At 53.5% G+C, this 12722-nt stretch carries 10 protein-coding genes; all 10 read left to right on the forward strand.

Annotated features, from left to right (window positions below):
• Positions 1-38 precede the first annotated feature (38 nt).
• The 10 genes from IYV58_RS01355 to IYV58_RS01400 all read left to right on the forward strand — a co-directional run bounded on the left by IYV58_RS01355 (position 39) and on the right by IYV58_RS01400 (position 12699).
• The gene (locus tag IYV58_RS01355; RefSeq protein WP_049115701.1) at positions 39-2177 is read left to right on the forward strand and encodes a peptidase domain-containing ABC transporter; all 2139 of its coding nucleotides are present in this window, start codon (positions 39-41) and stop codon (positions 2175-2177) included.
• Between the two features lie 26 nt (positions 2178-2203).
• On the forward strand, positions 2204-3364 hold the full coding sequence (locus IYV58_RS01360; RefSeq protein WP_032742230.1) for an efflux RND transporter periplasmic adaptor subunit: 1161 nt from the start codon (positions 2204-2206) through the stop codon (positions 3362-3364).
• Positions 3357-5303 (forward strand): MacB family efflux pump subunit, encoded by a 1947-nt coding sequence (locus IYV58_RS01365; RefSeq protein ID WP_049115703.1) that lies wholly within the window; start codon positions 3357-3359, stop codon positions 5301-5303. The genes IYV58_RS01360 and IYV58_RS01365 overlap by 8 nt, the downstream gene beginning before the upstream one ends.
• The gene (locus tag IYV58_RS01370; RefSeq protein WP_087828921.1) at positions 5300-6688 is read left to right on the forward strand and encodes an efflux transporter outer membrane subunit; all 1389 of its coding nucleotides are present in this window, start codon (positions 5300-5302) and stop codon (positions 6686-6688) included. Before IYV58_RS01365 ends, IYV58_RS01370 begins: the two co-directional genes overlap by 4 nt.
• A gap of 15 nt (positions 6689-6703) precedes the next feature.
• Positions 6704-7966: a beta-ketoacyl-[acyl-carrier-protein] synthase family protein gene (locus IYV58_RS01375; RefSeq protein WP_176690169.1), complete on the forward strand. Its 1263-nt coding sequence runs from the start codon at positions 6704-6706 to the stop codon at positions 7964-7966.
• Positions 7963-8778, forward strand: a complete 816-nt coding sequence (locus IYV58_RS01380) for a MaoC/PaaZ C-terminal domain-containing protein (protein WP_004127672.1) — start codon at positions 7963-7965, stop codon at positions 8776-8778. Before IYV58_RS01375 ends, IYV58_RS01380 begins: the two co-directional genes overlap by 4 nt.
• A gap of 59 nt (positions 8779-8837) precedes the next feature.
• Complete coding sequence (locus IYV58_RS01385) at positions 8838-9086, forward strand: acyl carrier protein (protein WP_004127675.1); 249 nt, start codon at positions 8838-8840, stop codon at positions 9084-9086.
• A 3-nt stretch (positions 9087-9089) separates the two neighbouring features.
• Positions 9090-9824, forward strand: a complete 735-nt coding sequence (locus tag IYV58_RS01390) for an SDR family NAD(P)-dependent oxidoreductase (RefSeq protein ID WP_049123130.1) — start codon at positions 9090-9092, stop codon at positions 9822-9824.
• Positions 9825-11412: 1588 nt separating this feature from the next.
• The gene (locus tag IYV58_RS01395) at positions 11413-11934 is read left to right on the forward strand and encodes a fimbrial protein (RefSeq protein WP_004127681.1); all 522 of its coding nucleotides are present in this window, start codon (positions 11413-11415) and stop codon (positions 11932-11934) included.
• A 78-nt stretch (positions 11935-12012) separates the two neighbouring features.
• On the forward strand, positions 12013-12699 hold the full coding sequence (locus IYV58_RS01400) for a fimbrial biogenesis chaperone (RefSeq protein ID WP_004127684.1): 687 nt from the start codon (positions 12013-12015) through the stop codon (positions 12697-12699).
• Positions 12700-12722 lie beyond the last annotated feature (23 nt).

Below are 12722 nucleotides of genomic sequence, written 5' to 3' on the forward strand. Positions count from 1 at the left end.
TATTAGTGAAGAGAACAGGACGTTCCAGGGGATCGATTATGGACAATATTATTCCGCAAATGGTTTATCAGGCAGAAACGAACGAGTGCGCGCTGGCATGTCTCTCCATGCTGGCAGAAACTCAGGGGCTTAATGCGCCGCTTGAAGAGCTCCGCGAGCGCTTCCCGGCATCCGCCCATGGTACCGCGCTTTCAACCATGTGCGACATCCTTGCTGAGCTGGCGATCCCGGCCTATCCGGTGGCTTTCGATCTGGATGAGATTGCCGAACTCCCTTTACCGGCTATTTTGCACTATGGCGCGAGTCACTATGTGCTGCTGGCATATCGCCAGGGCAGCTACGTGTGCGTGATGAACCCGGCGATTGGTGAGCAGCTTTTGCCTGTTGCTGCCCTTAAATCGGAAATTAGCGGTTATGCGCTGGTGCTCGACCGGGAAGCGGAAAACGCCGCTCAACCTGTGGAGCAGCATAAACGCACGCGACGTTTTCGCGCGCTGGCGTGCATGAGCCTGAAGCAGACCGCGGCGATTCCCGGAATCTATCGGTTGATGGTGCTGGCGTTTCTGGTTTCTCTGACTCTGTTCATCATGCCGGTGATGGTCAGCTCGGCTATCAATAACGTTTTCTCTTCCGGCGGCCAGACTGAATTTCCGTATTTCTACTATCTACTGGCCTTCATGGTCTCGACCCTGCTGGCGTTCCTTGTGCGCAGCGTAACCGAGCGGTTTATCAAACGTTTTGTGGTGATGCAAAGCCTCAGCGGTTTTACCCGCCTTTTGACACATTCGCTCTCTTACTTTGAAAAGCGCAGTCCGGGCGAAATCTACAGCCGCTTCTCCAACTGGCAGCTGGCGGCGGCGCAAAAAATTGAGCTGGATAACGGTCTACGCGTGGACTGGGTGGTTGGCGTCATCGCGCTGGGCGTGATGTGTTTCATCAGCCCGATGCTGGCGGCCATCTCCGCCGTTGGCGTAACGCTCATGGGGCTGGTGAGCGTCTGGGCGATTTTCCGCGACCGCTATTTCACTCAGCAAATTCAGGCGAAGAGCGCCGAGCAAAGCGATTTTCTGCTGGAAACCATTCAGGGCTTTGCCACGCTGAAAGCTGCCGGACTGCATGGCCAGCGCCAGGCGGCGTTCGCCCGATACGCGTTATCCCTATTTGACTGTCGTCAGAAGCAGAGAGTCTATGAACAGGTGAAGAGCAGCCTGTATCAACTGATTGGTAGCCTTGAGATGGTTTTTTTCATGCTGCTGGCACTGCCGCTGCTGAAGGACAACCGCATCTCGCTGGGTGAGTTTTTTGCCTACAGCTTCGTGCGGCAGATTTTTACGGCCTACATTACGCAGATTTTCTTCTCTGTACTGCGTAAGAACCAGCTACACGTGATCGATACCCGTGCTGCCGATCTGTTCCCGCAGGTCAAAGAAGAGAGACATGATGGGCTACTGCCGCCTGCGAGGTTCACTCAGCGGCTCCACTATCGTGAGCTTCAGTATGCTTACGATCCCGGCAAACCGGTGCTCGATCGGACGTCATTGATGCTGAAACAGGGGGAGACGCTGGCGATTGTCGGTGAGTCGGGCGCGGGGAAAAGTACCTTGCTGAAAGTTATCACCGGGCTTATCGAACCTCAGGCGGGAGATATTCTTGCCGACGGACTGCCTGTCAGCAGCCGCCAGGCGCAGAAGCTTTTCTTCCTGCAAAGCCAGGAAGATATCCTGTTCAATACCAGCGTGCTGCAAAACATCACGCTGTTCGATCGCGAATATGATGAGAAAAAGCAACTGCGTATCGATAAATCATTGCGCGGGCTGAATCTGACAGAAGTGATTGATAGCTTGCCGGGAAAACAAAACGCGCTGATTCGCGAAAGCCACCCCGCGCTCTCGCTTGGGCAACGCCAGCGTCTGATGCTGGCGCGTGCAATGTACAGCGATTGTCCTGTGATGGTGCTGGATGAGCCGACCGCCAATTTGGACGAACAGACCGCGCAGCAGGTGATGCGCGCGCTGATTGACCACTGTCGTGAATACGGAAAAACGCTGATTACCGTGACCCACAGCGAGACAACGCTGGGGCTGTTTGACCGCCTCTGTTCGATGAAAAATGGCCGCATACAAGCGCTGCCGAGCGCTGATAGTTACGCGCTCACCCCTGAAGGAGAGCCGGCATGAGTTTCGCAAGCAGTCGATGGCCCGCCATGATGGCCGGACACCGCAAGTCACTTTATGGGCTGGCGGCCCTGTTGGCGATCCTGCTGATTGGCGGCGTGCTGGGCGCGTCCAGCCAGCTTTCTGGGCGTGCTGAGCCGGTGGCGGCTTATGTTGTCGATCGCGGCGATATCGAAAAAACCGTGCTGGCCACCGGGATCCTCAAACCGTCAGTGCAGGTGAATGTCGGGGCGCAGGTCAACGGTCAGTTAAAGAAATTGTACGTGCGTGCCGGCGATCGGGTTACCCAGGGCCAGCTGCTAGCCGAAATCGATCCAACGCTGCAGCAGAGCGAATTGCGTAAGTCTGAAGCGGCGCTGGAGAGCGCGGTAGCGCAGAAACAGGCGTCACAGTTCACGCTCACTCAGTACCAGCTCGAGCTGAAACGTCAGCTGCGGATGGATCGTGACGGGTCAGGAACGAAAAGCAATCTCGAGGAAGCGCAGGCCAGGGTCGATACCCAGAAGGCGCAGGTGAGAGTCAATATGGCGCAAATTGTGCAGGCGCAGATGGCGCTGGAAACGGCGAAAGCCAATCTTGGCTATACGCGGATCATCGCGCCGGTGGACGGGCAGGTATTGGGCATCGTCACCAAAGAGGGACAAACCGTGGTCTCTTCACAGACAGCGCCGACCATTCTGGTTCTGGCGAATGTCGATACCATGACGGTGCAAACCCGTATTTCAGAAACGGATATTTTGAAAGTCCGTCCCGGCCAGCCGCTGTGGTTTTACGTCGTCGCCGAACCCAAACGCCGCTATCAGAGCGTGATGGGGGGGCTGCAGGACGCGCCGAACGACGCCCTACAGGATGATAGCGCTCGTCCGCAGGGGCAACAGGCCTCTGCCGTTTATTATAACGGTGTGTTCAGCGTGCCGAACCCCGATCATCGGTTGAGAACCGCGATGACGGCGCAGGTATTTATCATCACCGAGCAGGCTAAAAATGTACTACGCCTGCCGGTGATGGCGCTGGGGCAACCGCAGGGAGCCAATAGCTATCATGTACAGGTGCTAAAAGGCGATAAGGTTGAACAGCGTCTGATTCAGGTAGGTATCAACGACCGTCAGTTTGTTGAGGTAAAAGAGGGGCTGAAAGCAGGCGATCGCGTGGTGATGGCGCAAAATGATGCAGGGGTGGCAAATGGCTGACTCTCCGATCATCGAACTTTCGCACATCTCCCGTCATTTTGGCGCAGGTAACGCCAGCGTTACCGTACTGAAGGATGTTTCTCTGCGCGTCCATGCCGGAGAAATGGTGGCGATTATCGGTGCGTCGGGTTCCGGTAAGTCCACATTGATGAACATTCTAGGGTGTCTGGATAAACCATCGGAAGGTGAAATGCGCATTATGGACGTGCCTGCGCAGGCGGCCAGCAGCGAACAGCTGGCGCAGCTGCGTAGCCAGTATCTGGGCTTTATCTTTCAGCGTTATCATCTGATGCCGTATCTGACGGCTCTCGAAAACGTCACCATACCGGCGCTCTACACCGACATGCCGGTCGCTGAACGCCAGACGCGAGCAAAATATCTGCTGACTCGGTTAGGTCTTGGTGACCGCATAAACTACCGTCCCGCGCAGTTGTCCGGTGGCCAGCAGCAACGGGTGAGTATCGCACGCGCCCTGATGAACGGTGCGCCGGTGATCCTGGCGGATGAGCCCACCGGGGCGCTCGACAGCACCAGCGGTCAGGAGCTGATGGCCATTTTACATGGCCTGCACCAGGCCGGGCATACGCTTATTATCGTGACCCACGACCGCAGCATCGCTGAACAGTGCCAGCGTATTGTCGAAATCCGCGACGGCAGAATTATTGCGGACCGGGCCAATCCGGTTATATCGCAGGTGGTTTCGCAGGGATTACCGGCTATTGCGGCCACAGGGCGAACGTCCGTCTGGCAGAGCATCAAAGAGGCGGTACGCATGGCGTGGCGCTCTCTGCTCGGGCATCGGATCCGCGCCTTCCTTTCCATGCTGGGGATTATCATCGGCATCTCCTCCGTGGTCTCTTCTATGGCGGTGGGAGAGGGCGCGCGGCAAAATATTCTCAGCCAGATAAGCCAGCTGGGCACCAGCACCATCGAAATTCAGCCAGGTCTTGGCTGGGACAGACCGCGCCCGGATTTTGAACGGTCCCTGACCCTGGACGATGTGGAATTACTCAGCAAACAGCCGTATATCGATAGCATTTCGCCAGTGGTCAGTAAAACCGTGATGATGATCCGCGGGGGTAAGCAGCTTCTTGCATCGCTGTCGGGCGTCAGTAACGGCTTCTTCCGAGTGCAGGGGCTGAATTTTATCGCTGGAAACCGTTTTACGTCGCGCGATTTGGACGAGCGTGAGCCGGTGGTCATCATCGATCCGAACGTACAGAGCTCCCTGTTTCCCGGCGGTCAGGATCCGTTGGGCGAAATTATTCAGCTTTCCGGCGTGCCCTACCGGGTGATCGGCGTGGCCGCGAAAAAAGGACCGAAGTATATCGGCGAGCAGCCCGGCGCGTGGATCCCCTACACCTCGCTGCGAGAGCGTATGTCAGGTGATTCGCCGCTACAGTCCATCACTCTGCGCATCGTCGACGGCTATTCGATAGAAGTTGCACAGCGAAATGTGGAGCAACTGCTGGATTCCATGCACGGTAAGCGCGATTTCTTCACCATGACCAACGATCAGCTGACGAAGACTATCCGCAAAACCTCGCAGTCGATGACGCTGCTGATTACGGCAATTGCTGGGATTTCCCTGCTGGTAGGCGGGGTGGGCGTGATGAATATCATGCTGGTGTCGGTGACGGAGAGGACGCATGAAATTGGTATTCGCCTTTCGGTCGGCGCCCGCCCCGCGGATATCATGCGTCAGTTCCTGATTGAAGCCATGGTGATTTGTACTCTCGGCGGTCTGATCGGCGTTATCGGTTCCGGCGGGGCCGGGCTGATTTTCTCGCTGATGACTCAGGAATTCACCATGGTGTTCACCTGGCCACCGGTCCTTCTGGCCTGCGGATTTTCCGCGCTGATTGGCCTTGGATTTGGCTTTTTCCCGGCGCGCAATGCTGCCCGTCTGCATCCGACGGAGGCGCTGGCCCGCGAATGAAAAAACTGCACCTACTTTCAACGATCGCTGTGGCGCTGGTATTGACCGGCTGCGGCCAGGCGCTGAAAAGCGACTATCAAAGGCCCATGCTGTCGATACCCGATACCTGGCGGGTGGAGGATACCGGCGAGGGCGTAGCGCAATTTTCCCCACACTGGTGGGATAATTTTGGCGACCCGCAGCTGTCACGGCTGATCGTTGCAACGCTGCAAAGCAATAACGATCTCGCTCTGGCGGGAATAAGACTTCGACAGGCGCGCCTGGCGGCGGGGTTATCGGACCTGAATCTGACGCCTGACTTTGCCGTTGGCGCAACGGCCAGCAACAGCAAGAATCTGCGCCACAGCACAACGTCAACGGAAGGCTATAGCCAATCGCTTTCGGCTTCTTATGAACTTGACCTGTGGGGTAAATTAGCGCGCACTCGAGAGCAGTCCGACTGGCTGGCGCAGGCGTCGGAGCAAGATTTACGAGCGACCGCGCTGACGCTGATTGGTACCACCTCTCAGCTTTACTGGCAGATAGCCAGCCTGAACCAGCGGATAGGCAATTTGCAGCAAAGCCTCAATATTGCTGAGGAAACGCTGGCGATGGTGACTTCCCGCTGGAAAGCAGGAGACCTGGGGCAACTGGATTATCTCCAGGCGCAGCAAACGGTGCTGAGCCGTGAAACGACCCTCCGCGACTTACGTCAGCAGCGTGATGAGAACCGTAACGCGCTGGCGATTTTACTTAGTCGCGCGCCGGGGCAATTTCCTGCGGAACGGGGCTCTCTGGATATTCAGCAGAGCGTACCGGTGGCGCAGCGTTTGCCGTTAGATGTGATTGCCAGGCGACCGGACGTGCAGTCGGCAGAAATGAACTTACGCGCTGCGCTGGCGGGTTCTGACGTTGCCCGATTGAGTTTTTATCCGTCACTGACGTTGAATGCGTCACTGAACGCGGGCGCAGCGGTGTTTCAGCAGTGGTTCAGTAATCCCGCCCGAACGCTCGGATCTGCGCTCGATCTGCCTTTTATCCAGTGGAACAAAGTGCGCTTGACCATTGAAAAGTCCGATCTGGATGTACAAACCGCGGCGATACAGTTCCGAAGGGCCGCTTACAGCGCGCTGCAGGATATTGATAACGCCATGGCGCAGCGCCTCACGTACCAGCAGGAAAAACGGCTGCAGCTGAAAGATCTGGCATTGAGCCAGCAACGTTTGACGCTGGTGGAGAGCCAGTATCGCCACGGATCCGTGGCGTATCAAACGCTGCTTGATGCGCAGAATTCGCTGTTGAACAGTGAAAATACATTGGTGCAGAGCCAATACCAATACCTGTATTCCACGATGAAACTCTGGCTGGCGCTGGGGGGCGGGGAAAACAGTTCGATGAATCACTAAGGATAGGTCATAGACATGGACGTTTTACAGACGATGAACACACCGCGCCGTGTCGTGGTTACCGGTTATGGCGCGGTAACACCGCTCGGGATGAATTCCGCTGAAAGCTGGGCTGCTATCATGGCGTACAAACTCGGCTACCGTTACTGCGATAAATCGGCTGCCGGGATTAAGTCCCGCTTTTATGGTTTGATCGATGAGGAACCTTCGCTCAAAGGCGTGCCCGCCGCGATTCGCCGTCGCCTGCCTCGCTACGCGCGGCTGACGCTCGCCGCAGCGCGGGAAGCGATGCAGATGGCGTTTGGCGATGACGCGCCGGAACAGCATTACGATCTGCGTGACTGCGGCGTCATTATGGGGACTGGCTGGGCGGGTCAGGACGAAACTCAACTCTATTACGATGATTATCAGCGCACTGGCGTGGGTTCTCCTTTCGGCTGTTTTTTCTCGATGCCTAACGTATCTACCGCGGCGGTCAGCCTGCTGTGGGGATTACGTGGTTATCAGAATACGCCAGTCGCAGCCTGTGCGACCGGAACGATCGCGATTGGTGATGCATTTGAGCTGATCCGCAATGGCCGCGCCAACATGATGCTGGCGGGGGCGGGAGAGTCTCTGCGTTCTGACTGCGCGGTGTGGAATATCGACGTACTGGGAGCGCTGGCCAGCGAACAGGAAGATATCACCCGCGCCTGCTGTCCGTTTAGCCTGCATCGCAATGGCTTCGTGCTGAGTGAAGGCGCGGCGGTAGTGTGCCTGGAAGAGCGGGAATCCGCGATTGCGCGCGGGGCGAATATTCTCGGCGAGATCCTCGGCTACGGCAACTTCTCTGACGCCTATGATTTTACCGCGCCGGCCGAGGATAAAATTGCGCGGGTGCAAACTATCCGCCATGCGCTTGAACAGGCGGGGATCTCCGCCTGCGATCTGGACTATATCAATACGCACGGTACCTCTACTCCGCTTAACGACCTCAATGAAACCGAAGCGATAAAAATGGCGCTGGGCGAGGCGGCATATGCCATACCGTGCTCGAGCACCAAATCCTACAGCGGGCATCTGATCGCCGCCGCCGGCAGTTTTGAATCGATTATCTGCCTTCAGGCAATAGCGCATCAGATAGCGCCTGCCACTTGTCATCTTGATTCGTCCGATCCCGCGTGCGATCTGGATTATGTCCCCAATACGCATCGCCCGGCAGCCCTGAGCACAACGCTTAATCTGAGCTTCGGTTTTGGCGGCGCGAATGCAGCGTTGGTTATCGGACGGGGGAAATGATGACCCTGTGCTATAGCCTGCGTGATGCAGAACGCTGGGCGGCATTTTCCGGCGACGATAATCCGATTCACTTTGACGTTGCCGAAGCGAAGCGTTTTGGTCTGGAAGGATTATGCGTACACGGTATGCGCGCGATGCTGGATGTAAAGTCGGCGATCGGCGCTTCTCTGGAAAAAGATGCTCTGGCATCAGGTGGCCTGGTGTTCAGCTGCCGCCTGCGCGAACCGGTAGCGTGTGGAATACCCTATCAGCTGTCGGTCCGCGAAACGCGTCGTCATGAGCAGATGCAGCTCAGCGGGAGTTTGTTAAACGTTCAGACGCAACGTACCGGCATCAGCAGTAAGCTGGTTAGTTCTAAAGCGCTAGAGTTATCGCCCGTCGTGCAGTCGTATACGCTTGGCGAGGATGCATTAACGGCGTTGTACGATCGATTCCTCGCCGTGAAAAGCCCGGCGGCACCGCTGTGGAGCTTTCTGGATGCGGCGTTGTTCCGTGAACTGATCAATGCGCCAGAAACGCTTGCAACCGTACATAGCCTTATTCCTCAGCCTGAGGTTGCCAGCCTGCGCGACGTATTTCGTCTGGTGCAGGTCGTGCAAACTCACCATGAGGTGCATTTTTCGCCTCAGCTGCTGAGTCAATGGGAGGAAAGCCAGCGCATTACATCGCTTTATTATTCCATCCAGCCGACGCTGGTGATGGGAGACAAGCATGCCGGGCTGATTTTAGTGGCTGGCATTCAGGCGTGGCGCCTCAATGAACCGCTGATTTCCGTTACGGTGACGTTGAAAACCGGGCCGCTGGCGGCGTAGGCGACAATTTTTGTTAACGAAATACATCCATTTTAGAGTCTGAATTAAAGGAATAAAACATGACGCAATTTGATGAAGTTTACCGCAAAGTTGGCGAGATGCTGTGTGATGCGAAGGATCTGGAGATGGACGAGCTGGAACCAGATATGCCGCTACATAAGCTGAAGCTCGACAGCCTGGACTACGTGGAATTGATGGTACTGGCAAAGAAAGAGTTTGCTGTCTCCGTTGGCGCCGATCTGTTTATTGATCATCCGAACATGACGCTTCGTGATTTATGCCAATACCTCAGCGAAAAAAGCCATTAAACCATGCAGAGTAAATGGATATTAGTGACCGGTGGAAGCCGGGGTATCGGACGCGCTACGGTGCTTCGTCTGGCGAAAGAGTGGAACGTGGTGTTTACCTGGTGCCAGAATGAGGCCGCGGCACAGGAGGTGGAACGGGCCGGCGAGGGGCTTCCGGGCAAAGTCGAGAGTTTTCAGTGCGACGGAAGCGATGAACCGGCGGTGAAACGTGTTGCTACCGAGCTGCTGGCACGCTACGGCGCTCCTCACGCCGTGGTTCACAATGCGGGTATCACGCTTGATGCGCTGCACATTCACCAACGACCGGAGAACTGGCGACAGGTGATGGATACCAACGTTAACGCCATCTTCTACTGGAATCAGATCCTGATAGAGCCAATGATGATGCAGGGGAGCGGTTCCGTGGTGTTGATGTCGTCAGTCACTGGAGTGAAGGGCAACAGCGGGCAGAGCGCTTATGGCGCGAGTAAAGCGGCGATGATTGGTCTGGCGCGGACTCTGTCAATAGAGCTAGGACGCTTTGGCGTGCGGGTTAATTGCCTGCTGCCCGGCTATATCGATACAGATATTATGGCCAATATACCGAAAGAGAAGCGGACGGCGCTGCGTCGAAGCATTCCTATGAAGCGCTTCGGAAAAGCAGAAGAGGTGTCAGGCGCAGTGGCATGGCTGGTTAGCGATGATAGTACCTATATGACGGGACAAACGCTCGTCCTGGACGGCGGCCTTTCCGCCTGACCTGTCTCACACTACTCGGTTCGACTCAAACGGGACGCATTGCGTCCCGTTTTTTTTTGCCTGAACGACAAATCTCCCTCGTTGCTGGCGAATAACTTCGCATATCTGAAAAATACGACCCGCTGCAGCGCAAAAATGCCGGAACAGACTAAGAATTTTCCTTACGCTAAAATCTATCTCAAGTTGGTAGAAATCCCCCCGGCATACTGTAAACAGGCGGGAGCAATGGCCAATTATATTGTTACTGTATGCATTGCGTGATGTCTGCAGAGAGCCAAAATGCTATTCCGACAGGTTTGTCAACCTATGTGAATTTAAATAGCCAGCGCGTGTTTTTTTATGAAGCCTTTTGTGAACCTGAGTTGAACAACCTTGAGGAAAATCTTTCAATATCGTCTACCGGCTGAATGATCGCTCAGGAAAGATATTAATCTAAATGTTATGTTATAACTGTAATTTAAAAGGGGTGAATTAAATGGCAGGTAAAGATAAAAGGCTCTGCGATAATATATTCATGGTTATTAAAAAAGAACGCCAGGAAGGATTTAAGCAAGATTAAAAAATGCTTAAGCTATTTTTATAGGGGTAGGTTTAATAAAACGTAAAAAACCACCCCCATGTGAAGATGGCTGGTTGCTTAAGAAAGTCACCCAGAGTGTTTGATTTTGAAGCGTTTTAACTGCATGTGTCGGGTTGATGAGAACGCTAACTGATAATTGGCTGACACCTACATCCCTCGGTTGAATAATTTTTTATCAATCTTTTTACACTTTATCATTATGGGCGGAAATGGTTAATGCCCGGGCTAAATAAAATAAATCCGTATCGGGCCTGATACCGGTTGGTGGTTTCGTTGCAGCAAGGAGGGCAGTCTCCTGGAACGATGTTTTTATCTGGCAAAAAATATAGCCTGGCAGCAAACTTGCCGACTAAATCTTATCCCCTAAATTAATGCATGGCTGAAGCATTGCATTGACTAACCGAGGTGCGGAAGCACTGTTAATTCAAGATTAATTGTGTGCCTTCGCAATATTCATGATGCGGTTTATATACAAGAAGCATTAACTAACTATTCAGCTGGGTTTAGTAGAGCGCATGTAACAGGGTATTTCAAAGGGGGCGTTGAACTGATGCACCTGTTTTGGGTTTTTGGGATTAAATATAGCCTTAATCTCGGAATAAAAATCTGCATCATCATGACAACGCAACATAATATTCGAATGTATTTTTTATTGATTAGATTCTTCTATTTAAATAAGGTGCGTGAATATAAGAAAAAACCGAGTGAGTTAAACGGAGGTTAAACGGAGGATATAATCGTAACTGATTGAAATAAATAACATAAAAATAATTTGGTGCAGGGTGTCAAAATCAATATTGACTTCAAATTACCAGCTAATTACATTGAGCCCTAATTTAGTTCAAATGAATCGTTTGTCTTTCGGGTAAACCGTACGGCGTTTTATTAATTGGGGTCGGAGACTTCATGGACTAAATAAAAGGGAAATGACATGGTTTTGTCAAAACTGATTCGATCTCCGGTTCTATCCAGGTAAATCGATTTACATTGTTAATAGGGATACATTTAATGAAAAAGAATCTTCTTGCTGTTGCTCTGATGGCTACTTCTGTATTTGCTTCTTCTGCTTTCGCTTCTGACGGCGCAGTTAACTTCACTGGTAGCATCACTGACGCAGCATGTACTGTTGACACTGCGTCGCAAAACCAGGACGTATTCCTGGGCAACATCGCTCGTACAGCATTCCCGGTAGCGGGTTCTCTGGCTGCAGCTAAGAAATTCACTCTGGTCCTGAAAAACTGCCCGGATACCGTGACCGGCGCAACCGTACGTTTTGATGGCGCCCAGGTTTCTGGCGACAACTCTGTTCTGGCACTGACTGCGGGTAGCACCACTGCTAAAGGTGTGGGCGTTCAGATTTCTGACGATCAGAACAAAGTTGTTCCGCTGTACGAAGACTCTTCAGTTTACCCTCTGGTTAGCACCGCCGATAATAAGCTGAGCTTCAGCGCGCGTTACATCTCTTTGACCGATGCCGTCACCGTCGGTGATGCAAATGCAGTAACCCAGTTCACCGTTGTTTATCAGTAAGTTCGAATGAATTAAATCAGACCAGGGGGCAATCCATGCCTCTGGTCTTTTTTGAATATCCAGACAGGCAGGGACAGCATGAAAACATGGCGCGCCGGAGTGGCGGCAACATTATTAATGGCCCTTAGTGCGACTTCGCAGGCTGGGGTTGTGGTCGGCGGTACACGCCTGATCTATGACGGCGGGAAGAAAGAGGCATCCATTAACCTCAGCAATCCCGATAAAAATATTTATCTCATCCAGTCATGGGTAGATAGTGAAGGCAAGGGTAAAAACGCACAGGCTGAAAAAGCCCCGTTTATCGTTACGCCGCCATTATTCCGACTGGATAGCAATCAGCAAAACATATTGCGCATAGTGCGCGCAGGCGGCAATCTGCCAGAAGACAAAGAATCTTTGTTCTGGCTGAATATCAAATCCATCCCCTCTGCCGAGAAGAAAGAAAACACCCTGCAAATTGCGGTGAAAACACGTATCAAGCTCATTTTCCGTCCTTCTGGGGTTAAGAGTACGCTTGAAGAGGCGGCGAAAACGCTGGCCTGGAAGCGGGCGGGTAGCCAGATTCAGGTGACCAACCCATCCTCGCACTACATCACTTTTTTCAACGTCAACATCAATGGCACCGCGATGAAAAACGTCACGATGGTTGCACCGCGATCGGAAGCCCGTTTCGATTTGCCTGCCAACGTCGCAGGCGGCTCGCTGAGTTGGCAGTTTATCAACGATTATGGCGGCGCCAGTAACGCTCTGACTGCCAGCCTCTAAGCGCCTCTTCTGTGCTCTGTTTT

The sequence above is a fragment of the Klebsiella sp. BDA134-6 genome (assembly GCF_015601345.1).
GTDB lineage: Bacteria > Pseudomonadota > Gammaproteobacteria > Enterobacterales > Enterobacteriaceae > Klebsiella > Klebsiella grimontii.